This window comes from Streptomyces sp. NPDC006365 (assembly GCF_042870755.1).
Classification (GTDB): Bacteria; Actinomycetota; Actinomycetes; order Streptomycetales; family Streptomycetaceae; genus Streptomyces; species Streptomyces xiangluensis.
In genome coordinates, this window is sequence record NZ_JBIAHS010000002.1 from 1 (window position 1) to 25,806 (window position 25,806).

General features: G+C 68.4%; 26 protein-coding genes and 1 tRNA gene. 14 read left to right on the forward strand and 13 right to left on the reverse strand.

Annotated elements, in window-relative coordinates; translation table 11 throughout:
• Positions 1-432 precede the first annotated feature (432 nt).
• Together ACFYO0_RS05200 and ACFYO0_RS05205 are read right to left on the reverse strand one after the other, a co-directional pair.
• Positions 433-1,449, reverse strand: coding sequence for a hypothetical protein (locus tag ACFYO0_RS05200; RefSeq protein WP_388670923.1), 1,017 nt, complete (start codon positions 1,447-1,449; stop codon positions 433-435).
• A gap of 78 nt (positions 1,450-1,527) precedes the next feature.
• Complete coding sequence (locus tag ACFYO0_RS05205; protein WP_388670926.1) at positions 1,528-1,833, reverse strand: hypothetical protein; 306 nt, start codon at positions 1,831-1,833, stop codon at positions 1,528-1,530.
• A 280-nt stretch (positions 1,834-2,113) separates the two neighbouring features.
• Between ACFYO0_RS05205 and ACFYO0_RS05210 the strand changes: the two genes are divergently transcribed.
• From ACFYO0_RS05210 to ACFYO0_RS05230, 5 genes are all read left to right on the forward strand, one after another.
• Positions 2,114-2,944, forward strand: a complete 831-nt coding sequence (locus ACFYO0_RS05210; protein WP_388670929.1) for a class E sortase — start codon at positions 2,114-2,116, stop codon at positions 2,942-2,944.
• 95 nt (positions 2,945-3,039) lie between these two features.
• Positions 3,040-3,360: a DUF6412 domain-containing protein gene (locus tag ACFYO0_RS05215; RefSeq protein WP_388670932.1), complete on the forward strand. Its 321-nt coding sequence runs from the start codon at positions 3,040-3,042 to the stop codon at positions 3,358-3,360.
• Positions 3,361-3,522: 162 nt separating this feature from the next.
• On the forward strand, positions 3,523-4,290 hold the full coding sequence (locus tag ACFYO0_RS05220) for a YidC/Oxa1 family membrane protein insertase (protein ID WP_388670935.1): 768 nt from the start codon (positions 3,523-3,525) through the stop codon (positions 4,288-4,290).
• Between the two features lie 145 nt (positions 4,291-4,435).
• Positions 4,436-5,293: a fumarylacetoacetate hydrolase family protein gene (locus tag ACFYO0_RS05225; RefSeq protein WP_388670938.1), complete on the forward strand. Its 858-nt coding sequence runs from the start codon at positions 4,436-4,438 to the stop codon at positions 5,291-5,293.
• 123 nt (positions 5,294-5,416) lie between these two features.
• Positions 5,417-6,031 carry a Uma2 family endonuclease gene (locus ACFYO0_RS05230; protein WP_388670941.1) on the forward strand — a complete coding sequence of 205 codons (615 nt, stop codon included), beginning with the start codon at positions 5,417-5,419 and terminating at the stop codon, positions 6,029-6,031.
• Here ACFYO0_RS05230 and ACFYO0_RS05235 read toward each other — a convergent pair.
• On the reverse strand, positions 6,028-6,510 hold the full coding sequence (locus ACFYO0_RS05235; protein ID WP_388670945.1) for a heme-degrading domain-containing protein: 483 nt from the start codon (positions 6,508-6,510) through the stop codon (positions 6,028-6,030). The genes ACFYO0_RS05230 and ACFYO0_RS05235 overlap by 4 nt on opposite strands.
• A complete protein-coding gene (locus ACFYO0_RS05240; protein WP_388670948.1) occupies positions 6,507-7,592 on the reverse strand; it encodes a Gfo/Idh/MocA family oxidoreductase in 1,086 nt (361 codons plus the stop codon). Before ACFYO0_RS05240 ends, ACFYO0_RS05235 begins: the two co-directional genes overlap by 4 nt.
• 68 nt (positions 7,593-7,660) lie before the next feature.
• Between ACFYO0_RS05240 and ACFYO0_RS05245 the strand changes: the two genes are divergently transcribed.
• The 6 genes from ACFYO0_RS05245 to ACFYO0_RS05270 all read left to right on the forward strand — a co-directional run bounded on the left by ACFYO0_RS05245 (position 7,661) and on the right by ACFYO0_RS05270 (position 13,457).
• Positions 7,661-8,764: an ROK family protein gene (locus tag ACFYO0_RS05245; RefSeq protein WP_388670951.1), complete on the forward strand. Its 1,104-nt coding sequence runs from the start codon at positions 7,661-7,663 to the stop codon at positions 8,762-8,764.
• A gap of 287 nt (positions 8,765-9,051) precedes the next feature.
• A complete protein-coding gene (locus ACFYO0_RS05250; protein WP_388670954.1) occupies positions 9,052-9,789 on the forward strand; it encodes a hypothetical protein in 738 nt (245 codons plus the stop codon).
• A gap of 169 nt (positions 9,790-9,958) precedes the next feature.
• Positions 9,959-10,738, forward strand: a complete 780-nt coding sequence (locus tag ACFYO0_RS05255) for an HAD-IIA family hydrolase (protein WP_165344314.1) — start codon at positions 9,959-9,961, stop codon at positions 10,736-10,738.
• A gap of 115 nt (positions 10,739-10,853) precedes the next feature.
• Positions 10,854-11,435: a hypothetical protein gene (locus ACFYO0_RS05260; protein ID WP_388670957.1), complete on the forward strand. Its 582-nt coding sequence runs from the start codon at positions 10,854-10,856 to the stop codon at positions 11,433-11,435.
• Positions 11,436-11,444: 9 nt separating this feature from the next.
• A complete protein-coding gene (locus ACFYO0_RS05265; protein WP_388670961.1) occupies positions 11,445-12,125 on the forward strand; it encodes a class F sortase in 681 nt (226 codons plus the stop codon).
• Between the two features lie 318 nt (positions 12,126-12,443).
• Positions 12,444-13,457, forward strand: coding sequence for a glycoside hydrolase family 6 protein (locus ACFYO0_RS05270; protein WP_388670964.1), 1,014 nt, complete (start codon positions 12,444-12,446; stop codon positions 13,455-13,457).
• 87 nt (positions 13,458-13,544) lie between these two features.
• Here ACFYO0_RS05270 and ACFYO0_RS05275 read toward each other — a convergent pair whose 3' ends face one another.
• The 3 genes from ACFYO0_RS05275 to ACFYO0_RS05285 all read right to left on the reverse strand — a co-directional run bounded on the left by ACFYO0_RS05275 (position 13,545) and on the right by ACFYO0_RS05285 (position 18,462).
• Positions 13,545-15,485 (reverse strand): galactose oxidase-like domain-containing protein, encoded by a 1,941-nt coding sequence (locus tag ACFYO0_RS05275; protein ID WP_388670967.1) that lies wholly within the window; start codon positions 15,483-15,485, stop codon positions 13,545-13,547.
• Entirely contained in the window at positions 15,482-17,431 is a 1,950-nt protein-coding gene (locus ACFYO0_RS05280; RefSeq protein WP_388670970.1) for a glycosyltransferase family 2 protein, read from the reverse strand. The genes ACFYO0_RS05275 and ACFYO0_RS05280 overlap by 4 nt, the downstream gene beginning before the upstream one ends.
• A 329-nt stretch (positions 17,432-17,760) precedes the next feature.
• Positions 17,761-18,462, reverse strand: coding sequence for a FadR/GntR family transcriptional regulator (locus ACFYO0_RS05285; RefSeq protein WP_388670973.1), 702 nt, complete (start codon positions 18,460-18,462; stop codon positions 17,761-17,763).
• A gap of 212 nt (positions 18,463-18,674) precedes the next feature.
• On the opposite strand from ACFYO0_RS05285, the gene ACFYO0_RS05290 reads away from it, so the two are divergent.
• The 3 genes from ACFYO0_RS05290 (at position 18,675) to ACFYO0_RS05300 (ending at position 21,222) form a co-directional block, all read left to right on the forward strand.
• The gene (locus tag ACFYO0_RS05290) at positions 18,675-19,595 is read left to right on the forward strand and encodes an SPFH domain-containing protein (RefSeq protein WP_388670976.1); all 921 of its coding nucleotides are present in this window, start codon (positions 18,675-18,677) and stop codon (positions 19,593-19,595) included.
• A gap of 225 nt (positions 19,596-19,820) precedes the next feature.
• Positions 19,821-20,501 carry a nucleoside/nucleotide kinase family protein gene (locus ACFYO0_RS05295; protein ID WP_388670979.1) on the forward strand — a complete coding sequence of 227 codons (681 nt, stop codon included), beginning with the start codon at positions 19,821-19,823 and terminating at the stop codon, positions 20,499-20,501.
• 118 nt (positions 20,502-20,619) lie between these two features.
• The gene (locus ACFYO0_RS05300; protein ID WP_388672720.1) at positions 20,620-21,222 is read left to right on the forward strand and encodes a lytic polysaccharide monooxygenase; all 603 of its coding nucleotides are present in this window, start codon (positions 20,620-20,622) and stop codon (positions 21,220-21,222) included.
• A gap of 89 nt (positions 21,223-21,311) precedes the next feature.
• Here the strand turns inward: ACFYO0_RS05300 and ACFYO0_RS05305 are convergent.
• The 6 genes from ACFYO0_RS05305 to ehuB form a co-directional block, all read right to left on the reverse strand.
• Positions 21,312-21,385 (reverse strand) — tRNA-Lys (locus ACFYO0_RS05305).
• A gap of 98 nt (positions 21,386-21,483) precedes the next feature.
• Complete coding sequence (locus ACFYO0_RS05310) at positions 21,484-22,242, reverse strand: IclR family transcriptional regulator (RefSeq protein WP_388670982.1); 759 nt, start codon at positions 22,240-22,242, stop codon at positions 21,484-21,486.
• Positions 22,243-22,537: 295 nt separating this feature from the next.
• The gene (gene ehuA, locus ACFYO0_RS05315; RefSeq protein WP_386353495.1) at positions 22,538-23,308 is read right to left on the reverse strand and encodes an ectoine/hydroxyectoine ABC transporter ATP-binding protein EhuA; all 771 of its coding nucleotides are present in this window, start codon (positions 23,306-23,308) and stop codon (positions 22,538-22,540) included.
• Between the two features lie 43 nt (positions 23,309-23,351).
• Positions 23,352-23,999, reverse strand: a complete 648-nt coding sequence (ehuD, locus tag ACFYO0_RS05320) for an ectoine/hydroxyectoine ABC transporter permease subunit EhuD (RefSeq protein ID WP_388670985.1) — start codon at positions 23,997-23,999, stop codon at positions 23,352-23,354.
• Positions 23,996-24,736 carry an ectoine/hydroxyectoine ABC transporter permease subunit EhuC gene (ehuC, locus tag ACFYO0_RS05325; RefSeq protein WP_388670988.1) on the reverse strand — a complete coding sequence of 247 codons (741 nt, stop codon included), beginning with the start codon at positions 24,734-24,736 and terminating at the stop codon, positions 23,996-23,998. The genes ehuD and ehuC overlap by 4 nt, the downstream gene beginning before the upstream one ends.
• Entirely contained in the window at positions 24,733-25,662 is a 930-nt protein-coding gene (ehuB, locus tag ACFYO0_RS05330; protein ID WP_388670991.1) for an ectoine/hydroxyectoine ABC transporter substrate-binding protein EhuB, read from the reverse strand. The genes ehuC and ehuB overlap by 4 nt, the downstream gene beginning before the upstream one ends.
• Between the last annotated feature and the right edge of the window lie 144 nt (positions 25,663-25,806).

The following is a 25,806-nucleotide window of genomic DNA, read 5'->3' on the forward strand; positions in this document are numbered from 1 at the left end:
CAGTCTGATGGACTGACCGTACCGGGCACCTCTGACAATCCCCGGCCCGTTACTTCGCGCGTGCCCTGTGGCTTGACAAACGGCATTAGGAATCGATGGCAAACGGTCAAGGTGTCGCGTCACACCAGCGGGTCGCCGGCGACCAGGACCAGACCCCCGATCACCGCCAGCGCCCCGGTATTGGACACATTCTTGTTCGCCGCATCCGCCTGCCACAGTGGCTTGGGCGCGGTGCCCGACGGCGGGGTGGTGGAACTGTCACCGTTCTTGTCCGCGCCCGGTGTCGAGCTGCCGCCTGACGCGTCCGCTTCATCCTCCGGGACCGCACGCCACGAGTCCGGTCCCTGCCCCCGGTGACAAGCCGCGTGCCGTTTCGCTGACGGTTACCGTGCGGCGAAGGCCTCTCTCGGCGCGTTCCTCACAGTCAGCCTGTCAGTCGGCGTCCCCGTGGCACCCCTCGTACACCCGCCCCGAACCGCACCAGCACTCCGTCCCCTTCTGCGGCGGCCAAGCCACAGCCCGCCCCCGCGCCGCCAACGTCGTCGCATACTGCGGCAGCAGCGACGCGTCCGCAGGCGAGGCCAGCTCCGATGCCGCGAAAGCCTCGTAAGACGGCACCGTCCCCGGCACTATCCCCAAGTTCCCAGTCCCCGAAGCCGCCAGCTCCCTCAGCGACGTCTCTATCGTCGCCAGGTGCTCCTCATGCGACGGGTACTCGGAGTCCAACGACGGGTACGCGGCGACCAGTTCGGCCAGTTCGTCCGCCGGCCAGTGCAGTATCGCCACGGGGAAGGGGCGGGAGAGGGCCTCCCTCGCCGTCGTCAGTTCCGACTGCAGGCGGGCGATCTCTGCCTGGAGTTCTGCCGGGTTGTCGGAGCCCAGGGACCAGACCCGCTTGGGGTCGTGGAGCTCGTCCAGGGACACCGGGGCCTTGTGGAGCGTGTCCGCGGTGGTGTCCCAGTCGTCGTGCGGCATGCCCAGCATGCGGCGGACCCGGTGGCGGCCGAAGAGCAGGGGGTGGGTGGGGTACGGGGGGTCCGTCACGTCCGTCAGGAGGAGGGTCGCGCCCTGCGTGAACGTTTCCTGCGCCGCCTCCAGCTCGTCGTGGGCCTCCAGGGCCTCCGCCATGATCACCCAGGGGGCCGGGTCGCGGGGGGACGCGGCGCGTACGCCGTCGATGATCGCTCGGGCCTCCGCCTCGTGGCCGTACTCCCAGAGGTTGGCCGCCTTGAGGGCGCGTACCAGGAGCGGGTGTTCCAGGGAGGACGGGTTGGCGAGCAGGCGGTCGTAGAGGGACGAGGCTCGGGCGCGGTCGTCGGCCAGTTCGAGGTGGGCCGCGGCCTGCAGCAGCAGGTGCTCGGCGTCCTCGGGGTAGAGGCCGGCGGTCCGCTCCAGGCGTGCTGCTTCGGCGGTGTGGTCGACGTGCTCGGCAGACGTGTCGGGGCGCATGTGGGACACCGTAGCCGCCGACGCTGTACGAAGAAGAGATCTGTACGAAGAAGAGATACGTGCAGACCAGGCCGCCGCTCAGCAGGAGTAGCGGCAGGAGTCGGGCACGAGCGTCGCGATGCGGACCAGTACCGCCGTCAGTGTGCCGACCCACAGCACCACGCCCAGGCATACGCCGACCAACGCCGTCCTGTAGCGGTCCGGCGCGTCCAGGACCGCCGTCTCGGGGGCACCCGCCATGACGAGGAGGCGGACGCGGATGCCCTTGGGGACGCGGTGGGCGCTGATCATGTCGGGCAGGGCGCGTTCGTGCTCGACCCCGTCCTCGCTGGTCCAGCGAACGATCGGGTGGAGAGCGGCGTACGTCGCCTCGCTGGAGGCCACGAAGCCGGTGACCGTGCCTTCGGCGTGGCGCGCGGCGGGGCGCGGCGCAGAAAGCGTTCGGTGATCGCCAGCATGCCTTGCTGCCGGCTCAGGGCGAGGCCGACGAGGAACGGAACCAGGGCCAGGAACCAGTGGGCACTGATGGCGAAGCATCCGAAGACGCTCATATCGCATATGGGGATGGCTAGTTGAGGCCTCAGCCCCTATCGTGCGCCCGCGATGGCATGGCATGGCTGGCAGGGCAGGGCAGGGCAGGAAGGTCGGGGCAGGAGGCGTACGTATGCGGGTTCCCGTCGTCAGTCGGCGGAGCCTGCGGCGGCGTGCCCTGGTCGCGCGCGTTCTCTGGAACGGTGCCGAGCTTCTCGTCACCCTCGGTGTCGTCCTCATGCTCCTCGTCGTCCATCAGCTGTGGTGGACCAATCGGCAGGCCCGGGAGGGCGCCGAGAGGAAGGTCCAGGCCCTGGAGAGGGAGTGGGAGGGCAGCAGCCGTTCCGGGGTCGGGGCCGGTGGCGGTGATCCTCCCGAGGCGGGCGGTGACCCCGGCGACTCCGGCGCTGCAAGCAGTGCGAGCGGTTCGGGCGGTGCGGGCGGTTCGTCACGCGTCGGCCGGCGGCCCGGCTCCCCAGCCAATCCCACCACCCCCGTTCGGCAACCCCGCTGGGACCAGGCGTACGCCATCCTCACCATCCCCCGCCTCGGGCTCCGCGTCCCCGTCGCGGAAGGCATCAGCAAGCCGAACGTCCTCAACAAGGGGTACGTCGGCCACTACCCGGACACCGCCCAGCCCGGCCAGGCCGGCAACTTCGCGGTCGCGGGGCATCGGAACACGCACGGGGAGCCCTTCCGGTACATCAACCGGCTGCGGGAAGGGGACCGGATCGAGGTCGAGACCCGTACGGCCGGATATACGTACGTCGTCGACCGGACCCTGCCACAGACGGCCCCGCGCGACGGCGGGGTGATTCGCGAGGTCCCGCGCAGCCTCGTCCACCCGCGATACGGCTACTCCGACCCCGGCTATTACCTCACCCTCACCACCTGCACCCCGGAGTACACCTCCAAGTACCGGCTGGTGGTCTGGGGGAAGCTCGCCTCCATGCGGCCTCGTTAACCGGATTCAACCGGATTCAACCGGATCAACTCGATGCGGCGGCCCCGTTAGGATGAGGAAGCACGCGTAACGACGTGAGGAAGGGAGGACAGTTGATGGGTACCCCCGTCGCCGCCAGGCTGCGGCCCCTCGCCTTCCTCTTCCTCCTCCTCGTCGAGGTGGCGCTCCTCGACTCCGGCAGCCTCGTCGGCGCCGTCGCGTTCGCCGCGACCGCCGCGACCGCCGCGGCCGGGTCCGCGCTCGCCGTCTGTTCCGTCATCGCCTCGCGGCTCGCGCCCGCTGTGCCCCGTACCCGGGTGCGTACGGCCATCCGCGACCGTGAGCGGCGTACGGCGTTCCTGCCGCAACGCGATCCCGACGCCTCCGGGCGTACGCGTCCTCGAGCACCCGGCCGTCGCCCCCTGACGGCCGCGTAGGGGACATCGGAAGCAGAAGCAGAAACAGAGCAGAAACAGCACGCAGCAGCCCTCCCCTCGGGCCGTCATACCGACGTAGATCCAGATCCCAGATCCAGGTCCCAGATCCAGATCTCAGATCTCTCATCTCCCGGTACGACGAGACCCCCGGAGGGCTCACCCATGTCCGCTTTCATGTCCCTGTTCGCCAGCCTTGTCGAAGGGCTGGCCACTCTCCTCGAGCCGTTGTTCCAGGCGTCCGCGGCGGCTGCGGCGATCGTCGTGTTCACCGCGTTCGTACGGCTACTCGTGCACCCTTTGTCGCGGGCCGCGGCGCGGGGGCAGCGGGAACGTGCCCGGCTGCAGCCGCAGATCGCCGCGCTGCGGAAGAAGCACGGGAAGAACCCCGAGAAGCTCCAGAAGGCCGTCATGGAGCTGCACGCCAAGGAGAAGGTCTCGCCGCTGTCCGGCTGTCTGCCGAGTCTGTTCCAGCTGCCGGCCTTCTTCCTGCTCTACCACCTGTTCTCCAACTCGACGATCGGCGGCGAGGCGAACGCCCTGCTCGCGCACAAGCTGTTCGCTGCGCCGCTCGGCGGGCGGTGGATGGACGCGCTCGGCGAGGGCGGGGTGTTCGGGGCGCAGGGACTGGTCTATCTCGGGCTGTTCGTGGTCGTCACCGGGGTTGCCACCTTCAACTACCGGCGTACGAAGCGGCAGATGGCCACCAGCGGGGTGGCGGCTGCGGGGAGTGGTGAGCAGCAGGTGCCGGGGATGGGGGCGGTCCTGAAGTTCATGCCGCTGATGTCGTTCATGACGCTGTTCACGGTCGCCGTCGTGCCGCTGGCCGCCGCGTTGTACGTGGTGACCAGTACGACGTGGAGTGCGGTCGAGCGGGCTGTGCTGTACCGGGACATGCCGGGGGCCTCGCCGTTGGCGGCTGCCGCCGGGTGAAGGTCCAGGTTGTGAACCGGGTCTTGCGGAGTGGAGGTACAGCTTGGAGGATCGACCAGTCCTCCGATGGCTGTGCCCCGTGCTCTGTGTCCTGGCCTGGGCCCTGCCCGTCGGTGGGGACCCGCGATCGAGGGAGACAGGGATCATGAAGCTGCTGCGAGTCGGTACGGCTGGAGCGGAGCGGCCCGCGCTGCTCGACGCCGAGGGGGTCCTGCGGGATCTGTCGGGCGTCGTCTCGGACATCGACGGGGTGCTGCTCGCCGACGATGCGGCGCTGGGCCGGATCCGCAGCGCGGCTGAGGCGGGGGAGCTGCCCGCGCTGGACGCGGCGGGGCTGCGGGTCGGGCCGCCGCTCGCCCGGATCGGCAAGGTCGTCTGCATCGGCCTCAACTACCACGACCACGCCACCGAGACCGGTGCCGAGCCGCCCGCCGAGCCGGTCATCTTCTTCAAGGCTGCGGACACGGTCGTCGGGCCGTACGACACCGTGCTCGTGCCGCGCGGCTCCGAGAAGACCGACTGGGAGGTCGAGCTGGCCGTCGTCATCGGGCGTACGGCGCGCTATCTCGGCTCGCACGAGGAGGCGCTCGCGCATGTCGCCGGATACGCGGTGGCGCACGACGTCTCCGAGCGCGCTTTCCAGATCGAGCGGGGCGGGACCTGGGACAAGGGCAAGAACTGCGAGACGTTCAACCCGCTCGGGCCGTGGTTCGTGACGGCGGACGAGGTGCCGGATCCGCAGCAGCTGTCGCTGAAGTTGTGGGTCAACGGCGAGCTGAAGCAGGACGGCAACACGTCCGACCAGATCTTTCCCGTGGCTGAAGTGGTGCGCTACGTAAGCCAGTTCATGACGCTCTACCCGGGCGACATCATCAACACGGGTACGCCTGCGGGGGTCGCGATGGGGCATCCCGAGCCGAAGCCGTTCCTGCGGGCTGGGGACGTGGTGGAGCTGGAGATCGAGGGGTTGGGGCGGCAGCGGCAGGAGTTCAAGGACGCGTAGCCGGCGCCTCCGGCGGTGAGCATGACAGCGGTGCTCGGCACCCCGGCGTGACCGGGGTGCCGAGCGTATCGTTGTACTGCGCGACTGCCCGCAACCGTGCGGCAGCGGGGAGGAGCGGCAACGGTGACTGTTCTCGAAGACAGGATCGTGATGGCCGAGCAGAGCGACGAGCTCACCCTCGACAGGATGTTCGAGTGGATTGAGCCCGCCCCCGAGGGAATCAAGGTGGAGATTGTCCGGGGGGCCATCTACATGTCGCCGCAGCGCCAGACACACTGGGAGATCATCGCGGACATCTATGAGCAACTGAGGGTGCGTTACCCGCGCAACCGCATCGCCTCCGACGTGCGTATCGATTTCCCGGGTCGCCTCAATGGTTTCGCATCCGACGTCGCCGCCTTCAGGGAGCGCGCGGTCAAGGACGACAAAGGCCGCTGGAGCTACGAGGACGTCCAGTTCGTGGCCGAGGTGATCTCCAAGGACACTGCGGCCAACGACTACGGGCCCAAGTTGGATACCTACGCCCTCGCCGAGGTGTCGATGTATGTGATTGCGGACCCGTACACGGGAAAGTGTCGAGTCCACACGCACCCCCAGGGCGGGCAGTACCGAACAACCTCGATCTTCGACTTCGGGGACGAGATCGACCTCAGCGAGACCTTCCTCGGTATCAAGCTGATCACGAGGGAGTTCCCGCGCGAGGGCGGCGCTCCAGCCAAGGCAGCCTCTGACGACTAGCCCGCGATGAATCGCTCCAGCGCCTCCACCACCAGCGCATGATCCTCCAGCTGCGGCAGCCCCGACACCACCACCGTGCCGATCACGCCCGCGCCCTCCACCGTGATCGGGAAGGCTCCGCCGTGGGCCGCGTACACGTCCGGATCTAGGCGGGAGGAGTCCTCGAACGTCGTGCCCTTGGCGCGGAAGCGGGTGCCGATGAGGAGGGAGGAGGCGGCATAGCGCTCGACGACTCGGCGTTTGCGGGCGATCCAGGCGTCGTTGTCGGGGGTGGAGCCGGGGAGGGCGGCGTGGAAGAGCTGCTGGCCGGAGCGGGTGATGTCGATCGCTACCGGGGCGCCCCGCTCCCGGGCGAGGTCGACGAGGAGCGTGCCCAGTGTCCAGGCGTCGTCGTACGTGAACTGAGGGAGCGTCAACCGGCGTTCCTGAGCCTCGAGTTCGGCCACGCTGGGAACGATGGTGGGGGCGTCGGAGGTCACAGTGTCACCGCCACTCCGTCGTGGGCCGAGCGGCGCGCGGCTTCCAGTACGTCCAGGGCGGCGGCGGCTTCCAGGGCGGTGACCGGATTTTCGCCGGTGCCTTGGAGGGCGGCGGCGATGGCGGCGTAGTACGCGGGGTACGCGCCCGGCAGGGTCGGGACGGGGTGGCCGCCGCCGGTCGCCGGGGACTCGCCGGAACCGATGCGGCCCCACAGGTCCTCGCCCTCAACGCCCCACTCCTCACCGGGTGTTGGGCGTTCGCCCTCGCGGAGGGCGTCTTCCTGGGGATCCAGGCCGTACTTCACGTAGCCGGCCTTCGAGCCCAGCACCCGGAAGCGCGGGCCGAGTTGGGCGGTGGTGGCGGAGACGTAGAGGTGGGAGCGGACGCCGCTCGTGTGCGTGAGCGCGATGAACGTGTCGTCGTCCGCCTCGGCGCCGGGGCGGCGTACGTCCGACTCCGCGTACACCGAGGCCGCGGGGCCGAAGAGGACCAGGGCCTGGTCGACGACGTGGCTGCCGAGGTCGTACAGCAGACCTCCGACCTCTGTCGGGTCGCCGGACTCGCGCCACCCGCCCTTGAGTTGGGGGCGCCAGCGTTCGAAGCGGGACTCGAAGCGGTAGACGTCGCCTAGTTCGCCGTCGGCGAGCAGCTGCTGGAGGGTCAGGAAGTCGTGGTCCCAGCGGCGGTTCTGGAAGACGGAGAGGAGCAGTCCGCGTTCATCGGCCAACGCGGCCAGCTCGCGGGCCTGTGTCGCCGTGCCCGCGATCGGCTTGTCGACCACGACCGGGAGGCCCGCCTTGAGGGCGGCGGTGGCGAGCGGGACGTGGGTCTTGTTCGGGGACGCGATGACGATCAGGTCCAAGTCGTCGGCGCGTGCCCAGAGTTCGTCGGCGGTCGCCGCGATCCGTACGTCCGGGAACTCGGTTTTCGCCTGCTGCTGCCGCTCCGGGTTCGCGGTGACGATCGTGTCGAGGGCGAGGCCCCCGGTGGCGGCGATCAGGGGGGCGTGGAAGACGGAGCCTGCGAGGCCGTAGCCGATGAGGCCTACGTGGGAGGGGGCGACAGGAGGTATGTCGGTCATGTTCTCCACCATGCCACCCACTTAAGCAACGCTGTTGCCAAAGGGCAAGCCGGGGTGACAATGGGTTCGTGAACAGGACCAACGGCGGAGGCGGCGCGAACCTGTACGCACTGCGCGGCTACAACGCGGCGCTCGTGCTCGATCTGCTGCGCAGCGCGGGGCGCGCGGGCATCAGCCGGCTTGAGCTCGCCGAGCGTACGGGGCTCACTCCGCAGGCCGTCAGCAAGATCACCGCGCGGTTGCGGGACGACGGGCTGGTCGCGGAGGCGGGGCGGCAGGCTTCCACGGGGGGTAAGCCGCGGACTTCACTGTGTCTCGTGCCGGAGGCCGGGCATGCGGTGGGCCTGCATCTTGAACGGGATGAGCTGCGGGCGGTGATCGTCGATCTGACCGGGGCGGTTGTGGGGGAGCGGCAGGGACCGCTGGACCTGGGGGCGGGGGCGGAGCCTGTGGTGGAGATCGCTGCGCGCGAGGTCGAAGGGCTCGTCGGGCGGTTGGACGGGGAGCTGGGGGCGGTCCTGGGGGCCGGGGTTGCCATGCCTGGCCCGCTTGACCACACGCACGGGGTGCTGCATCGGGTGACCGGGTTTCCCGAGTGGGACGGGTTTCCGTTGCGGGATGCGCTGGCTCGGCGGCTGGGCATGCCGGTCGTACTGGACAAGGACACCAACGCCGCTGCGCTCGGGCTCGCCGTCGAAGGCGAGGTCGGGTCTTTCGCGTATCTGCATCTTGGTACGGGGCTGGGGGCCGGGCTTGTGCTGGGTGGGGCCGTGCATCGGGGGGCGCATACCGGGGCGGGGGAGTTCGGGCATCAGGTGATCCAGCTGGACGGGCCGGTTTGTTCGTGCGGGGATCGTGGGTGCATCGAGGTGTTGTGCCTGGGGGCTGTGGCGCGGGGGGATGTGGACGAGGCGGCTCGTGTACTTGGCGCCGGCGCTTCGAATCTGGTGGGGCTGCTCGATATCGATCTTGTGCTGCTGGGTGGGCGGATTGTCGCTGCCGAGCCTGAGCGGTTTGTGTGGGGGGTCGGGGCGGTGCTCGATGCTCGGGCTCAGCGGGAGGGGGCCAGTAGTCCCGTACCGGTGCGGGTTGCCTCCGGCGGTGAGTGGGGGGTGGCTGAGGGTGCGGCTCAGCTGTTGTTGGCGCCTTTGTTCGGTCGAGCTGAAGGATGAGAGCTCGGGGGTGATTGTGGGTCGGCCGCTGCGGGTTCGTGGTGGCTGGTCCCTCCCCGCCGCTGAGCCGACCTGCTGAACCCGACCCCCGAACGGGGCCCACCGGAAGCCTCCCGACTGCCTGATCCCGCGGCCCCTGGCAGGCTCCCATGTCCATGCGACTGTGTACGTCTTTGTCCGTTTTTCCGCTGGCCCTCTCCTTGACCGCCACCCTTGCCCCCTCGCCCGCTCAAGCCCTCGCCCCCGCGCCCAACTGCTCAGCTGAGTCCGGAAGTCAGGCGTTTCCTGTGCGTACCCGGATCCACGGCGGGCCCTCCGTGTACGAGGCCGGAGGGGACTACCAGACCTGGTATCTCGATCTCACCAACACCACCGGCGAAACCTGTCGGAGCATCCACCCCGTCGTCGTGCTCGTGGATCAGAAGCGGGTGCTGGAGGGCGGGCAGATGCGGCTCGAGTTCTACGCGGCGGAGGGCGCCGGGGTGCGGCCGTATACCGTCCGCTTCGAGCGGAGTGGGGAGGACGAGAACATCGGGGTGTTCGACGACAGGGACGGGGGGTTTCCGGGCTTCAGCATGGGGGCGGGGAAGACGCTGTCCGTCAGGGTGCGGTTTGCTGTCGCCGAGGACGCCGTGCCCAACGATGTCGTCGCAAACGCGGCCGTTGTGCAGCGGCATGACGATGGCGACGACGGGGACTGGGTGGGGCAGTCGAACGACTACCGGTTTCGCATCGTCGAGGAGGGCGCGCCTCAAGTGCCCGAAGATCCAAGCCAGTTGCCTCACGACCCGCAAGAGTCTCCAAACCCTCGAGAGTCTCCAAACCCCCAAGCGTCTCCAAACCCTCAAAAGTCTCCATCCGGTACCGCCCCCGAACCCGTACCCGAGAAGGGGCTGCCGTTCCCCGACGAGCTGGCCGGGACCGGGCCCGCCTCACGGCGCGGGCTGCTCGGAACGGCGGCCGGAGGGCTGCTGCTCATCGGTGCCGGAGTCGGGGTCATGCTCATGGCCCGACGCCGCCGCTGAGCCCGTACGCCGAACCCCGACTCCACCCCCGTACGCCGAACCCGACCCCGAACCAACCCCGATCCCCCTCCCGCCCGCCCTCTTTCCCACAGGGCGGACGCCCCTCCACCATGATCCGGCCGCTGGCTACCCTGGGACGCTGGTACACGCGTACGTCAGGAGACGGCACATGGCAGAGCGCAAGCCCATCGAGTCGTGGCTCACCGACATGGACGGTGTACTCATCCACGAGGGCGTGCCCATCCCCGGCGCCGACGCCTTCATCAAGAAGCTCCGGGAGTCCGGGCGACCCTTCCTTGTGCTCACCAACAACTCCATCTACACCGCCCGTGACCTGCACGCCCGCCTCCAGCGCATGGGTCTGGACGTACCCGTCGAGAACATATGGACCTCCGCCCTGGCCACCGCACAGTTCCTGGACGACCAGCGGCCCGGCGGCACCGCGTACGTCATAGGTGAGGCGGGCATGACCACAGCGCTGCACGACATCGGGTACGTCCTCACCGACCACGAGCCCGACTACGTGGTCCTCGGCGAGACCCGTACGTATTCCTTCGAGGCCATGACCAAGGCGGTCCGGCTGATCAACGGCGGGGCCCGTTTCATCTGTACCAACCCCGACGAGACAGGGCCGTCCGCCGAGGGCCCGCTGCCCGCCACCGGCGCCGTGGCGGCGCTGATCACCAAGGCGACCGGAAAGAAGCCGTACTTCGCGGGCAAGCCGAACCCGTTGATGATGCGTACGGGGCTCAATGCCATCGGCGCCCACTCCGAGACCAGCGCGATGATCGGCGACCGGATGGACACGGACGTACTCGCCGGGCTCGAGGCGGGGATGATGACCTTCCTGGTGCTGACCGGACTGACCTCGCCCGAGGACGTCGAGCGGTACCCGTACCGGCCGTCCAAGGTCGTCGACTCGATCGCGGACCTCGTCGACCGGGTGTGAGTCCGACGGCTCCTCTTGTCCGCTCTTATCCGCACCCGAACGGACCAGCCGAGGCCCCTCCCCACGTGCATTCACGCGCCCGGGAGAGGAGTCTCCATGTATCTGGAGGTTCACGATGGGTTCACTGCGACTGACTCTCTGTGCCGGTGCCGTGGTCACCGCCGCGCTCACCTCTGTGTCCGTCCCCATCCCCGCCTCCGCCCTCGCCATGGACACAGACGTCTCTGTCACCCCGTCGAACGCGACGCCTGGCAGCGACATCCAGGTACGGGCGCGCGGCTGCACGACGGGGACGTCCGGCACCGCCGCCGCGTCCCGGGCGTTCGTCGCGGACGCCCTGCTGGCCGGGCGAACCGGCGAACTCGTCGGCGAGACACGGATCCGCTCGACGCTCACCCCTGGCACGTACGCCGTCAAGGTCACCTGCGGCGGACTCGGCGACAAGGCTGAGAAGGCCGACGAGGCCGACGAGACCACGGGCACCCTCACCGTTGTGGAGAAGCCCGACGCGGCCTCCGCGCACCAGTCCCCGACCGCCCCCGTGAGCGCCGGCGGCGGTGGGACCACGCGGCTGTCCGCCGCTCAGGAGCGGGCCGAGGGGCCCGGCACCCCGCACACCGTGATCGGTCTGGTCCTGGCGGGCGCCGCCGCGGTGGCCGTGGCGCTGCGCAGTGTGCGCCGGGGACGCGGCAGGTGAGGGCCCGCCATGTCCGACCGGGAACGTACCTCCGGAGCCGGCCGCCTGACGATGGGCGTCGTCTGGGCGGTGCTGCTGCTGGGGCTGTGGCTGTGGGGCCGAGAAGTGACCGACGTACGCCTTGGGACGTCCGCGCCGACCACGGGTGACGTGGCGGCGGTGGGACGGCCGCTCCGTGTCCAACTGCCGCCCGCCGTCGAGCCGTTGGAGGGCAGTGCACGGCCGGAGCGGCTGGTCGTCCCCTCGCTCGGGGTGCGGGCGCCCGTGATGGTCCGCGGGCTCGACGCGCGCGGGGCGATCGAAGCGCCGCCCTATGCCCGGGCGGGGGCCGTGGGATGGTACGGGGCCGGTGTGCGCCCCGGCGCCGAAGGAGCCGCGCTGCTCGCCGGGCATGTCGACACCGAGTCCGGGCCCGCGGTCTTCCGCCGCCTCAGCGAGCTGCGGCCGGGCGACAAGGCCCGGGTGCTCCGCGACGACGGCTCGGTCGCCGAGTTCACCGTGGACGACGTACAGGTCCTCGCGCGCGACCGCTTCGATGCCCAACAGGCGTACGGGGTACGGCAGTCGGGGCGCGCCGAGCTGCGGCTGATCACCTGCGGCGGCAGCTTCGACCCGGACAGCCGCACCTACACGGCGAACGTGGTGGTGTCGGCGTACCTCACCAGATACCTCACCGAGGAACACACCTAGCCCGGCCGACGGCCGCTCCCCCTGAGCCGCCGGCCGGACTGGTCCTCGACCACGCGCGCACGGGCTGCGGGAGTAACCCGGCGTCGGCGCGGGAGGCCTCGGAGCGTCGATGCGTCGATGCGTCGATGTCGAAGTCCGGAACGACTCTAGAACGAATGAGCGTTTAGGCCTAGAGAAGTTACGGCGCCTTTGCGGGCCGGTGGAAGCCGGTCGGAGCCGCTGTAACAGCTGTCCGACAAGGGTCGGCCGCCCGCGGTCCCGCACAGACACGTATGTCAGGATTGGTACTTCGAACAGTGCACCCATGGGGGGAGTTGGATGTACGAGCGCAGGGGGGCCGGAGCCAGAGCGTCCGTGGCGGTGGCCGGAGCGGTGCTGCTGCTCGCGGGGTGTTTCTCCTCCGGGGACGATGGCAACGAGGCGGACGAGCCGGCCGGTGAGGTCAGCCAGCAGCCCAAGGGCAACGCCCCGTACTGGGTCAACCCTGACGGGAACGCGGCCGAACAGGTGAGCACGTTCACGGAGGAGGGGAAGAAGAAGGAAGCCGAGCTGATCCAGAAGATCGCCGCGCAGCCGACCGGCGAGTGGGTCACTCCGGAGAGCGCGGAGGACGAGGCGCGTGGCTTCACCGAGGCGGCCGAGAAGGCCGACCGGGACGCGCTGCTCGTCGTATACAACATTCCGCACCGCGACTGCGGCCAGTTCTCGCAGGGCGGCGCCGCGGACGGCAATGCCTACCGGGAGTTCATCGACCAGGTCGCCGGCGGCATCGGCGACCGGAACGCCACGGTGATCCTGGAGCCGGACGCGCTGCTGCACGTGGTGGACGGCTGCACGGCGGAGGAGTTCCACCAGGAGCGCCTCGACCTGCTCAAGGGCGCCGTCGAGAAGCTCTCGTCCCTGGAGAACACGAAGGTCTACCTGGACGCGGGCAACGCGGGCAGCAACCCGAGCGATCTCTACGATCCGCTCAAGCGGGCGGGCATCGACCAGGCCGACGGCTTCTCGGTGAACGTGTCGAACTTCTACACCACCGAGGACAGCACGCAGTACGGCAAGGAACTGTCGGCGAAGATCGGCAACAAGCCCTTCGTGATCGACACCAGCCGCAACGGCAACGGCCCGTACACCGAAGGCGAGGACCCCTGGTGCAACCCGCCGGGCCGCGCGCTCGGCGAAGAGCCCACGACGAAGACCGGCGACGACCTCGTCGACGCCTACCTGTGGGTCAAGCGCCCCGGCGAGTCCGACGGCACCTGCAGGGGGGGCCCGAAGGCGGGCGAGTGGTGGCCGGAGTACGCGCTGGAGCTGGCGAAGGCCAGCCAGCAGTAGCAGCAGGCAGTACGTGACTGGGGGCGCCCTCCTTGGCGGAGGGCGCCCCCAGTCACGTAACTCTCGATACGTCCGACTCTCAACGCATCAGGGAACCTTGACCCACTGAGCCTTGCTCGGCGTGCCCTGGTCGTCCGTCACGAACAGCATGTACCAGCCCGACTGGACGAGGTTGCGGTTCTTCGGGACGGTGACCTCGATGCCGCCGTCCGTCTTCTCCACGTCCAGGGCGATGGACCGCTGGTCGATGTCGGTGACGTGCGTCGAGGCGCTCGGCCGGATCAGGCGGGCCGTCTTGATGGACGAGGAGTGCTCGGACTTGAAGGTCGCCGACTCGCCGCGCTTGATGGTCTCCGGGCCGTCGGAGAGCGTGGGCTGCGCGTCGCCGTAGAGGTACGGCGGCGTGTAGATCTCGATGCGCTGCTCGAACTTGCCCGGCTTGGTGTTTGCCTTGTCCGAGTAGAGCGAGTCCGAGCCGAAGACCATCACTCGGCCGTCGGGCAGCAGGATCGAGCCCGAGTGGTAGTTGCGGCCCACGAGCGGGTCGGCGACCCGCTTCATGTCGTTGCTCTTCGCGTCGTAGAGCCGGGCCTCGAGGATGTTGGAGTCGCCGCGCCCGCGGTAGTCCTCGGAGCCGCCGGTCACCAGCACGCTGTCGTCGGGCAGGATCGAGTACTGCGGGTAGCGGGTGCCCTTGTCCAACTCGGGCCCGTCCACGAACTTCGGGTCGTCCGCCAGCAGGTCGATGATGCGGGTCTTCTTGCTGGACTGCTTGGACTCGCCGACGCCGCCGCCACCGATCACCATGTACTTCTCGTCCTGCGCGGGCGGCAGCAGCACCGTGCCCGCGGTCTCCAGGAGCTTGGGGTCGGACATGCCGGAGAGCTTGTCGAACTTGTTCGTCTTCAGGTCCCAGATGCCCGGGTCACGGCCGATGTCGTCCGGGCCGTAGCCGGCGTTCGCGCCCGAGTAGAACAGCTTGCCGTTCTGCATCAGGGAGATCGCCGGGTACGTCGGGAACTGGCGCTCCTTCGCGGTGTACGTCCACTCCTTGGTCTTCGGGTCGTAGACCTCGTTCTTGCCCGGCACCAGCTGGCCGATCTCGTCCAGGCCGGAGAGGCTGAGGATCTTGCCGTCCGACAGCGTGGTGAGCGTCGGGTACCAGCGGGCTTCCTTCATCGGGTCGACCTTGATGTACTTCTCGGCCACCGGGTCGAACTCGAAGGCGTCCTTGATGCCCTGGAAGTCCTTCTTGTCGAGGGCCAGCTTCTGCGCGATGCCGTACGTGTTACGCGCGTCGGCGCCCTTCAGGCCCTGGATCGTGTAGTTGTCCTCCGTGCCGGTCTCGTACTTGGCGCCACGCTTCTGCGCCTCGACGTAGATACGGCCGAGGCCCGGCTCGTTGCCCGTGAACTTGCCGGTCTCCTTGTCGAACGTCTTCTTCGCGCGTTCGACGACGACCGGGTCCTTCGACACGAAGGTCTTGCCGTTCTCCTTGCCCTTGAACTTGGTGCCCGCGGGGATGGTGATCGGCTTGTCCGGGTTCTCGTTGTGGACGATCATCAGGCCGCCGGCCTTGGTGACGTCACCCTTGAGTTTCTCGTACCGCTTGGTGCCGCCCGCGATCAGCAGATTGCCGTTGGCGAGCTGGGTGTGGCCCGTGCAGAACAAGTCCTTGGGCGTGTCGATCTTCTTGATCGTCTTCTTGACCGGGTCCCAGATACGGGTGTCGAACTTCTTCGCGTCGAAGTTGTCCTGGTTGTTCCCCGAGCCCGCGATCAGGAGGACCTTGCCCGTACGGAGCAGGGCGGCGTGGATGGTGTTCTGCCGGTACTCCTCCGGGAACTCGACGATCTCCCACTTGCCGTTCGCGGCCTTGTACTCCGGCTGGTTGATCTTGTAGTCGTGATACTTGGCCGAGCCGAAGCGGTAGAGCGCCGGCCCGTTCATCCCCGCCAGCGCCACCACCACCGCCGCGCCTATCGCGATGCGCCGGGCGCGGCGGTGGCGGCTGGAGCGGTCTTTCATTTCTTGCGTCCCCCAAGAGCGATTTGCACGGTCTGGTCACTGCCCCCGTCCGCCGCCCAGCTCGGTTTGTGCTGTGCGTGCGGGGCGTGCTGATGGGTGGGCAGAGGCTGTGGTGTCGTCACCGTGCCCTGCGGCTCCGGCGGCGCTGTCGGCGGCTTCTTCGCGTCCTGCCGCATCTGATAGCGCCAGGCGAACATCGGCGAGGCGGTGATCAGAAGCGCGAACGACGCCCAGATGATCATTGCGGGGTGCGCGTTGCCGTAGTAGAAGCCGGCACTGATCGAACCGCCGAAGATCAAGATGAAGTACCAGTGGTAACGGAAGGTCCCGAACCAGGTGTCCGGGCTCGCCGAATCACCCTTGGGGGTCACCACGAACTTGCTCTTGCGGCGCAGCATCGAGTCGATCAGCGCCTTCGCGTAGAGCGGCGCCGACAGCGCGGACATGATCATGCCTGCCACACCGCCGGAGCCCTCCGGCTCGTGCGGAGAGATGTTGTGGCGGCGGTTCCAGACGTACAGGCCGATCTGCAGCGCCGAGGCGTTGCCGTACAGCATCAGCCAGATCGCCGGGTCGATGTTCACACCCGAGGCGCCCAGGCCCAGGAACAGCGCACAACTCAGCGCAGCCAGGATCCAGTTGAGGGCCGACATCGGGTAGAAGATGATCATCATCGTGTAGTTGAAGAGCTTGCTCGGCGGAAGCGAGTACCAGCCCTTCCAGTACTGCTTGAGGATCGTCTCGTACGTCCCTCGCGACCAGCGCATCTGCTGGGTGAAGAAGTCCGTCCAGGCGTTGGGGCCCTCACCGACCGCGAGCACGTCGGGGGTGTAGACCGAGCGCCACTTCTTGCCCGTCGCCGGGTTCTTGTGACGGTGGATCTCGAAGCCCGTCGCCATGTCCTCGGTGATCGAGTCGTACAGACCGCCGATCTGCTTGAGCGCCTTGATGCGTACGGCGTTTGACGTGCCGACGAACATCGGGGAGCCGTACCTGTTGCCCGCGCGCTGGATCAGCGCGTGGAACAGGAACTGCTGCGATTCGGCGGACTTGGTGATGGGGTTGTCGTAGTTGCCGTACACCTGCGGGCCGATGACGAAGCCGACGTCCGGGTCGCGGAAGAAACCGAGCATCCGCTCCAGGTAGTTGGGCAGCGGCACGTGGTCGGTGTCGACCGAGGCGAAGAAGTCGTAGTCGTCGCCGTGCGCGTCCAGCCAGGCGTTGTAGTTGCCGTGCTTGGTCTTGGCGCGGTGCGGGCCCTTCTTCTTGTTCCACTTCGCGACGCCCTTGCGGGAGAAGTGGTGCACACCGAGGCGCGCGCAGACTTCCTTGACCTCGGGGTCGTCGCCCTCGTCCAGCAACCAGACGTGCATGAGGCCTCGGTGACGTATCTTCACCGCGGCCTCGAGCGTCTTCGTCACCATCTCCAGCGGCTCCTTGCCGGGCACGAAGGAGGTGAGGAAGGCCACTCTGGTGCCGGTCTCGGGCACCACCGGGATCGGGTCGCGGGCGACCAGCGTGGCGTGCGCGTTGGACAGCACGTTCATACAGCGGAAGAACTCGATCAGACCGATCGAGACGAGCATGACGACGTCGAGCGCGGGCAGGAAGTCGTAGGCCGGGTAGTCGCGTTCGGTCCAGTGTGTGGGCTGCAGCAGCCAGGCGAGCAGGACCAGCGACAGCACTGGGGCGGCAATCAGCATCAGGGCGACCCGGATGCGGTGCGGCTCCTGCGAGATCAGCGAGCGGTACTTGACCTTGTACGGCTTGTGCGGATCGGGCTGGGTGAGAGGACCCGCGAGCCTGCTGTAGTGCTCGTAGTCGTATCTCGGCAGCGTCTTCTTGATTCTGCGGAAACTGCCCGTCGTCGTCTGTGACGGCACCCTGAGCTGGGTCGTCTGAGACGGGTCAGAGTTCTGCCGGCCGCCGGTAGGCGTCGACGTCATGAGTCATCCCCCCACACGCAGTGCATCGCGTGCTCCTTGTTCCGTTCGCCTGCTGAGGTCCCCCTCGACTTTCACAGGCGTATCAATAACAGGCCCCCGTCACCACACCATCCACACCCTATAGACATGGAACGGTGGGCCTCCGGTTGCATGATGCCCCCCTCGACATCGGGCTCTGAACGGGGCCCCTCCTCCCCGCTTCCAGTGCAACCGCTTCCCCGGCCCCCAACTGCCAGGTAACCGCAGCCTCTTGTGGCCCAGGGTTCAGGGTTCTACGACGATCATCATGATCGCAAGACGCGAAACGCGGTGTTTACCGGTCATTCGCGCTAATTAGGAGGACTGATGGTCTCATGCGGTGCGGTAGCGGTCAGCCGTGCTCGAATGTGACCAAAGTGTTCTCTTATTGCGTCCTCCGCCCGTCGCGCATCACCCGTGCGGACCGCGTCGAGGATCTCCCGATGCTGCCGACACGTGATCTTCGGATCCTGCGGCGGTTCCACGAGATCCGTGCGTACGCGGTGGAAGGCGTCCCAGAACGCCTCAAGGACCTCGCCCAGCAGAAGGTTGCCCAGGCCCCGGTACAGCGTGGCGTGAAAGGCCCGGTCGGTCTCCGCGAGGCCTGTCCCTTCGGCGGCCTGACTCTCCATACGGTCGACGAGGGCGTCCAGTTCAATGAGGTCCGCCTCCGGGATACGGCCCGCGAGCCGCGAGATGAGCCCGGTCTCCAGGGCCTCGCGCAGTTCGAGCAGCTGGACCAGGGAGTCTTCCCCGCGGTAGTGCCCGGCGACCGTGCGGAAGGCGAGTCCTTCGATCATCGGCGCCATCGACATCGGGCCCACATACGTCCCGAAGCCGTGCCGGATCTCGACGATGCCCATCGCCTGGAGGGCCTTCAGCGCCTCGCGCACGGAGTTCCGGCTGGCGCCGAGAAGCTCCATCAGCTCGGGCTCGGTCGGCAGCGAGGCCCCCGAGGGCAGCCGACGGTCGATGATGAGCTTCTTGATCCGCTCCTGCAGGTCACGCGCCATGGCGAGAGAGTAGCGGGTGGGCCCGGGAGGGGCCCCGGCTGCTGGGGGCTCCTGATCGATGTCCGTGGCATGCGTCGCGACGCCGCGGAGATCCATCAGGAGTCCCCCAGGCCCGTCCATCGTTCGGACCGTCAGCATGCGGCACCGGGCGACGGTTGAGAAACTGACGAATGTGCGCAGGCGCGGACATCTCCATCTGAAGGGGGCGCCCGATGAGTACGACGACTTCGGAGTCGGAGCAGGGGCCCGAAGGGCCCCGGGTGCCGCGACTGATCCACAACGAGGCGACCACCGAGATCCCCGTACACCTGCTGTTCCGGCCCGTTGAGGCCGGTCAGGGCGGGCCGGCCGGACAGGCTGGTCCGCGTCGGGGGACGGGGGAGCAGCCGCGGGTGGCGCGACGCGAGCCGGTGCCCTCGCCGGTCGTCGATCCCGGGCTGGTGGAGTGGCCGGCGCGGGTGCTTCCGGGCGCGGTGGGCGTGCTGGCCGGGGGCGGCGGGGTCGCCGGGTGCCTGGTGGCGGCCTGGTGGGCCGGTGTACTGCCGTCCCTCGCCCGGGAGTTGACGGGGCTGCCCGCACACGCGGGTGCCGGACTCGGTGCTCCCCAGTGGGCGGCGCTCGCCGCGTCCGGGGCGGTCGGGCTCTTCGGGTTCGGCGGGCTGGCCCGCGGGCGGACCGGGTGCGCCTGGGTGCTCGGGCTCTTCGGGCGCTACCGCGGCACTGTCCGGCGTACCGGGCTGATGTGGGTGAGCCCGCTGCTGCTGCGGCACCGGATCGACGTACGCCTGCGGCACTGGCGCAGCGAGCCGATGCCCGCCGTCGACACCAACGGACTCGCACTGCACGTCGTCGTGTTGGTGATCTGGCGGGTCAAGGACACCGCCCGCGCCGCGCTGGGCGTCGAGGACCACGAGCGGTACCTGCGCGAGTGCGTGGAGGCGGCACTCGCCCGGCTCCCGGCCGACACCGAGGCCATCAGGGAGAAGCTGACCCGCTCCGTGGCGACGGACGCGGCGGCGGCCGGCCTCCAGGTGTTCTCCGTACAGCCGGTCCGGACCGAGTACGCGCCTGAAGTCGCCGCGGTGATACAACGGCGGCGGCTCGCGGCGCTGGAGGCCCAGGATCGCGACTGAGCGCTCCGCTGGAAGTGACTGAGCGCTCCGCTGGAAGTCCGGTGCGTCATCTGTGGGTCCGTCGTGGCTGGTCGCGCCCGCGCGGCGGAGCCGCATATCGATACAGCCCCGCGCCCCTTTGGGGCGCTGCCGAACCGCATCGGACTTCGCCGGACCTGCTCAGGGCTCGGATGTACGACCGGCACGCTCTGGTGAAAGGCCGGGCGGTGACGTTCCATACAGGGCATGGAGATCGCTGACCGCCCCGCACTCGCCGGCCTCGCCGCCGACGCCTGGCACCTGACCGCCGGCCTGCCGCGCGCCGTACTGGGCCTCGCGGGCCCGCCCGGCGCCGGGAAGTCCACCCTCGCCCGCGCCCTGGTCGCGCACCTGGGCGAGCGGGCCGCCTATCTTCCCCTCGACGGATTCCACCTCTCCAACCGCCAGTTGGAACGGCTCGGCCTGACCTCTCGCAAGGGCTCGGAACCCAGCTTCGACGTGCGGGGATACGTCGCGCTGCTGCGCCGGGTACTGGAGGACACCGGCGCCGACATCTACGTACCGGACTACGACCGCACCATCGACGAGCCCATCGCCGCACGCCACGTGGTGCCGCCCGCCGCCCGGCTGATCGTCACTGAGGGGAACTACCTGGCCTGCGATCTGCCGGGCTGGCGCGAGGCGTACGGGCTCATGCGGGAGTGCTGGTATGTGGAGGCGCCCGGCGATGTCCGCCAGACCCGGCTGGTGGAGCGGCAGTTGGCGGGCGGGCGGAGTGAGGAGCAGGCGCGGAACTGGGTCGCGACGAACGATGACCCGAACGGGGAGCTGGTGGAGAAGTCGCGGGACCGGTGCCATCGGATCGTTTCGACGATTGGTATGGACGTTTCCGTGATTGGTATGGACATGTTCAAGGGGTCGCAATAATCTGAACTTGGTCTAGACCTGAATCATCGCTCCACGCATCGCGATGCGCACGCACAGCTCACGGAAATCCCCCACGTTCTCCAGGAGCGGCAGCATGCGCAAAAGCATCGGCAAGAAGATCGAGAAGAGGACCAAGTGGTCCGCGGTCGTGGTCGGCCTCGCCACCACGGGAGCGTTCGTGCTCTCCACCGGCGGCGCGAGCGGTCACGGCTACACCGACCTCCCCATCAGCCGGCAGAAACTCTGCGCGAACGGCACCGTGACCAACTGCGGTGCCATCCAGTGGGAGCCCCAGAGCGTCGAGGGCCCCAAGGGCTTCCCGTCGGCCGGACCCGCGGACGGGCGGATCTGTTCCGCGGGCCATGGGAACTTCGGCGCGCTCGACCAGCCGAGGACCCCGTCCGGCGGAGCCTGGCCGACGACCAAGGTCACCGGCGGGCAGAGCCATACCTTCCGCTGGCAGTTCACCGCGCGGCACTCGACGACCGACTTCCGGTACTACGTCACCAGGAACGGGTGGAACCAGAACGCCCCGCTCACCCGGGCCGCTCTGGACACCACCCCGTTCCTGACCGTCCCCTACAGCGGTCAGCCGCCGGCGACGCTCTCCCACAGCGGCACCCTGCCGTCTGGCAAGAGCGGGCACCACGTGATCCTCGCGGTGTGGACGATCGCCGACACGGGCAACGCGTTCTACGCCTGCTCGGACGTCACGTTCTGAGCATCCCGGCGGCCTCCCGGCATGAGGGTCGGACATGACCGTCAGACATGACCGAAGGCCCCCCACTCATGTGGAGGGCCTTCGCACTGTGCGCCGCCAGGGACTCGAACCCCGGACCCGCTGATTAAGAGTCAGCTGCTCTAACCAACTGAGCTAGCGGCGCATGACTCCCGCCTCCCGCTTGCTGCGGTCGGCGACGGAGAAAATAGTACCTGGTCTGCGGGGGTGCTTGTGACCACCGTCTGAGCGGCCCCGGGGGGCTCAGATCGCGAGGGACAGCAGTACGGGTGCCGCGCCCCGGTTCAGTGTGTCCGCCGCCGCCCGCAGCCGGTGCGCGTGCGCGACCGGGAGGGACAAGGCCAGGCAGCCCACGGCGGAGCCGGCCGTGATGGGGACCGCCGCGCACACCGTGCCGACCGCGTACTCCTGGAGGTCGAGGACCGGCACGGTGGCCGCCTGGGCGTCGAGCCGGGACAGCAGGACCCGCTCGCTGGTGATGGTGCGCGAGGTGAGGCGGGCCATCTTGTGGCGGGCCAGGTGGTCGCGGCGCGCGTTCACATCGAGCTGGCCGAGCAGGCTCTTGCCGATCGCGCTGGCGTGGGCGGAGCGCCGGAAGTCCACCCACTCGTTCACCGCGGGTGTGCTCGGGCTGTCGGCGCACTGGGTGACATGGACCTCGCCGTCGACGTAACGGCTGATGTAGACGGCGGCGCCCACCGAGTCGCGCAGCCGGTCGAGGTTGCGCTGGACCTGCTCGCGCAGCGCCTGGTCGCGGCCGTGCGCCGAGGACAGCCTGCCCAGGGCGGCACCGGTGACGTACGCACCGTCGGTGATCTGCTCGACGTATCCCTCGCGGCGCAGCATCCGCAGGAGCGTGGTCAGTCGCTCCTTGCCGAGGCCGGTCGTGCGGGCGAGCTCGGTGTCGGTGATACCGCCGGTCTGCCGTGCCACGGTCTCCAGTACGCGCAGAGCGTCCTGGGCCGAGTGGTACGGCGCGGTCGGCTCGTGCTTGAGCGCCACGGTTTCCCCCTGCGCTGCTTGGCCGTTCTCGGGTGGAGAGCTGCTTCCACGATAGCCGCCAAAGGGCTGATAGGGAGCGGCTGTTGACGAGAAGGGTGGCGCGTTCCGGTGCTCTCAGCAGGAACGCATCACTCTGGCATATGCCGCAGTCAAGTCACGGGGGCCCGACCTCGGATATCGCCGTTGTCACGTCTCGTCATCACCGGAAGGTCGCGCCCGCGCGGCGGATCCGCATATGTCACAGCCCCGCGCCCCTGAAGGGGCGCGGGGCTGCACCGGACTTCATCGGTTTCGCTTACAGGACCGCGCTCAGAAACTCCCGCGTCCGCTCGTGCTCCGGGTCGCCGAAGATCTTCTCCGGCGGGCCGGACTCCAGGACGCGGCCCGAGTCGAACATCAGCACCGCGTCCGAGATGTCCCGGGCGAAGTTCATCTCGTGGGTCACGCAGAGCATCGTGATGTCGGTGGTGCGGGCGATGTCCCGCAGCACGTCCAGGACGCCCGCGACCAGCTCGGGGTCGAGGGCCGAGGTGACCTCGTCCAGGAGCAGCACCTTCGGCCGCATCGCCAGGGCCCGCGCGATCGCGACGCGCTGCTGCTGGCCGCCGGAGAGCTGGGTCGGGTACTTGTCGATGTGCTCGGTCAGCCCGACCAGTTCGAGGAGATCGCGGGCCCGTTCCTCGGCCGCCTCCTTGGACATGCCGAGCACGGTGACCGGCGCCTCGGTGAGGTTGCGCAGCACCTTCATGTTCGGGAAGAGGTTGAACTGCTGGAAGACCATCCCGATGTTCTTGCGGACCTCGCGGATGTGCTTCTCGCCCGCAGGGACGAGCTTGCCGTTCTTCTCCTCGTGGGTGAGGTAGTCGCCGTTGACCTTGATCGTGCCCTCGTCGGGCTTGGCCAGGGTCATCAGCAGGCGCAGGATCGTCGTCTTGCCGGAGCCGGACGGGCCGATCAGTGTGACGTGCTTGCCGGAGTCCACCGAGAAGTCAAGGTTGTCGAGCACGACGTTGCTGCCGAAGCGCTTGGTGACCTTGTCGAAGCGGATCAGCTCGCTGCCGTCCACCGGCGGGTTCTCACTGCTCTCGGGCTCTTTCTGCAAAGGGGTGTCAGCGGACAAGGCGTCGCTCCAGGGCTCGGATCAAGAGGGAAGCGGGGTAGGCGATGACGATGAACGCCACACCCACGACGGTGAGAGCCTCCGTGGTGAAGGTCTCGTTGCTGAAGGCCTGGGCCTCGCCGAGCATGTCGAAGGCGCCGATGGTCGCGATCATCGGGGAGTCCTTGAGCATGGCGACGACGTAGTTGCCCAGCGGCGGGACGACGCGGCGGATCGCCTGCGGAAGGATCACCGCGCGCCACGTACGGCCCTTGGACAGGCTCAGCGCCGTGGCCGCCTCCCACTGGCCGACGGGTACGCCGTCGATACCGGCGCGGTAGACCTCAGCGGTGTACGTGGAGTAGTGCAGCCCGAGGCCGACGATGCCGGTGGTGAGCGGCGACATGGAGGGGCCGAAGTTGGGCACCACGTAGAACAGGAAGAACAGCTGCACCAGCAGCGGAGTGTTGCGGATGAACTCCGTGACCGCGATGACCGGCCAGCGCACCCACATCAGCGTGGAGCGCTGCGCCATCGCCCACACGAGGCCCAGGGCGAAGGCGATCAGGGTGCCGATGGCCAGGGCCTGCAGCGTGACCAGCACGCCGTCCCAGAACCGCGGCATGAAGTCGTCCACGACTTGCCAGTCCCAGTTCATCCCATACCTCCCGCGGAACCCGAACCGGCCTGCAGGGTCTCGCCGCGGGCGCTGAGCTTCGCGGTGATCCCGCCCCGCTTCTCCGGCTGCTGCCCGATCCCTGCCTTCGCCTTGCGCTCCACCAGCCGCATACCGCGGGTGATGAGGAAGGCGAGTACGAAGTACAGGACCAGCAGCAGCGTGTAGATCGGGGTCGTCTCATTGGTGCCCAGCCGGAGCAGATTGCCGGCGAAGGTCATGTCGGCCACCGTGATGACGGAGACCAGGGCGGTGCCCTTCAGCAGCTCGATCAGCAGGTTGTTGAACGGCGGCACCATCTCGGGCCAGGCCTGCGGCATCTCGATCAGCCGCAGCCGCTGCCAGCGGGTGAAGTTGAGCGCGATGCCCGCCTCCTTCTGCGCCGGGGAGACGGCGGCCAGGGAACCGCGGACGACCTCGGAACCGTAGGCGCCGTAGGTGAGGCCGAGCGCACTGACGCCGGCCCACATGGGCACCAGCTGCCAGCCGAAGAAGGGCAGAGCGAAGAACATCCAGAACATCAGCACCAGGGCCGACATCCCACGGAAGATCTCGAAATAGACCCCGGCGAGAAAACGCACGATCCAGAACTGTGAATCGCGTGCAAGACCGATCCCGAACGCGATCACCGCGCCGAGAGCAGCCGCGTACACCGTCACCTGGATGGTGATCCAGACACCCGGCAGGAACCATGTGGTGAAGAACTCCGAGCTCATCATCCGGCGCACAGCTCCTTCGCGGTGAGGTCGGTCATCTCGGCCATACCGAAACCGAAGGGGCTGACGATCTCGAGAAGCTCCTTGTAGTTGTTCTCCTTGAGCTTGAGCAGTTCCTCGTTGAACGCGTCACGGAAGTTCTGCTCGGACAGCCGGAAGGCGAATCCGCCCGCGCCATAGACGGGCTTTCCGTCAATTTCGGGCTGGAAGGGCTCGGTCGCGTCGGCCCGGTTGGATCCCTTCACCGCGTCGCTGACCGTGATGCGGGTACCGGCGAAGGCGTCGACCCGCCCCTGGGCCACCGCGTCGAGGCCGGCGACCTGGTCCGGCAGGATCAGAATGTTGCCGATGCCCGCGGCCTTGGCGGAGTCGATCTGGGCGTAGGCCTTGCCCGAGGCGAGCTTGAGACCCTTCGCCTTGATGTCCTCATATCTCTTGATGCCGTGCGGATTGCCCTTCTTGACGATGAAGGCGTCCAGCATCAGATAGTCCGGGTCGGAGAAGAGCACCTGCTCGCATCGGGGGGGATTGATGTACATCCCGGCGGACACCACATCGAACTGTCGTGCCTTCAGTCCGGGAATGAGGGCGCCGAAGTCCACCGGCACTGGCTTGATCTCGCCGATGCCGAGCCGCTCGAAGATAACCTTGGCAATAGCGGGCGCTTCTCCGGTGGCCTGTCCGTCGTCTCCCACATAACCGAACGGCGGCTCGCTGGCGATGCCGATTTTCACCGAACCCTGACCCTTCAGGGTGTCCAGCAGGCTGCCTCCGAGCACCTTCCCTTCGTCGGGGACGCGGCTGCAGCCGGCCACCCCGAGACTTCCCGCAGCGCCCAGCGCCACCGCTCCGGTGAGCAGTGAGCGGCGGCTGAGACCTCTGTGGGATCCGTTGTCGGTTCCTGATCGGTTTGCGTGTGGTCGAGCCATGGGCGCGCGGCTACCCGAACCAACGGAAGTCATGCCAGTCCTTCCCGGTCACTGAGTCCACTCATCCCCCAATGCCCCGTATATGGGCATTGGTTGTGTGTGGTGGCCCAGTCGTGACCCCGTCGTGGGCGCGCGTTGACCCAC

What these genes read in the sequence shown, in the direction of transcription:
- ACFYO0_RS05220 (WP_388670935.1), top strand. Translation starts at nt 3,523, where the DNA reads ATGTCCGCTTTCATGTCCCTGTTCGCCAGCCTTGTCGAAGGGCTGGCC.
- ehuC (WP_388670988.1), bottom strand. Translation starts at nt 24,736, where the DNA reads ATGATGAGCTCGGAGTTCTTCACCACATGGTTCCTGCCGGGTGTCTGG.
- ACFYO0_RS05240 (WP_388670948.1), bottom strand. Translation starts at nt 7,592, where the DNA reads ATGACCGACATACCTCCTGTCGCCCCCTCCCACGTAGGCCTCATCGGC.
- ACFYO0_RS05275 (WP_388670967.1), bottom strand. Translation starts at nt 15,485, where the DNA reads ATGAAAGACCGCTCCAGCCGCCACCGCCGCGCCCGGCGCATCGCGATA.
- ACFYO0_RS05265 (WP_388670961.1), top strand. Translation starts at nt 11,445, where the DNA reads ATGTCCGACCGGGAACGTACCTCCGGAGCCGGCCGCCTGACGATGGGC.
- ACFYO0_RS05270 (WP_388670964.1), top strand. Translation starts at nt 12,444, where the DNA reads ATGTACGAGCGCAGGGGGGCCGGAGCCAGAGCGTCCGTGGCGGTGGCC.
- ACFYO0_RS05285 (WP_388670973.1), bottom strand. Translation starts at nt 18,462, where the DNA reads ATGGCGCGTGACCTGCAGGAGCGGATCAAGAAGCTCATCATCGACCGT.
- ACFYO0_RS05215 (WP_388670932.1), top strand. Translation starts at nt 3,040, where the DNA reads ATGGGTACCCCCGTCGCCGCCAGGCTGCGGCCCCTCGCCTTCCTCTTC.
- ACFYO0_RS05200 (WP_388670923.1), bottom strand. Translation starts at nt 1,449, where the DNA reads ATGCGCCCCGACACGTCTGCCGAGCACGTCGACCACACCGCCGAAGCA.
- ACFYO0_RS05225 (WP_388670938.1), top strand. Translation starts at nt 4,436, where the DNA reads ATGAAGCTGCTGCGAGTCGGTACGGCTGGAGCGGAGCGGCCCGCGCTG.
- ACFYO0_RS05290 (WP_388670976.1), top strand. Translation starts at nt 18,675, where the DNA reads ATGAGTACGACGACTTCGGAGTCGGAGCAGGGGCCCGAAGGGCCCCGG.
- ehuB (WP_388670991.1), bottom strand. Translation starts at nt 25,662, where the DNA reads ATGGCTCGACCACACGCAAACCGATCAGGAACCGACAACGGATCCCAC.
- ACFYO0_RS05260 (WP_388670957.1), top strand. Translation starts at nt 10,854, where the DNA reads ATGGGTTCACTGCGACTGACTCTCTGTGCCGGTGCCGTGGTCACCGCC.
- ACFYO0_RS05295 (WP_388670979.1), top strand. Translation starts at nt 19,821, where the DNA reads ATGGAGATCGCTGACCGCCCCGCACTCGCCGGCCTCGCCGCCGACGCC.
- ehuD (WP_388670985.1), bottom strand. Translation starts at nt 23,999, where the DNA reads ATGAACTGGGACTGGCAAGTCGTGGACGACTTCATGCCGCGGTTCTGG.
- ACFYO0_RS05255 (WP_165344314.1), top strand. Translation starts at nt 9,959, where the DNA reads ATGGCAGAGCGCAAGCCCATCGAGTCGTGGCTCACCGACATGGACGGT.
- ACFYO0_RS05210 (WP_388670929.1), top strand. Translation starts at nt 2,114, where the DNA reads ATGCGGGTTCCCGTCGTCAGTCGGCGGAGCCTGCGGCGGCGTGCCCTG.
- ACFYO0_RS05280 (WP_388670970.1), bottom strand. Translation starts at nt 17,431, where the DNA reads ATGACGTCGACGCCTACCGGCGGCCGGCAGAACTCTGACCCGTCTCAG.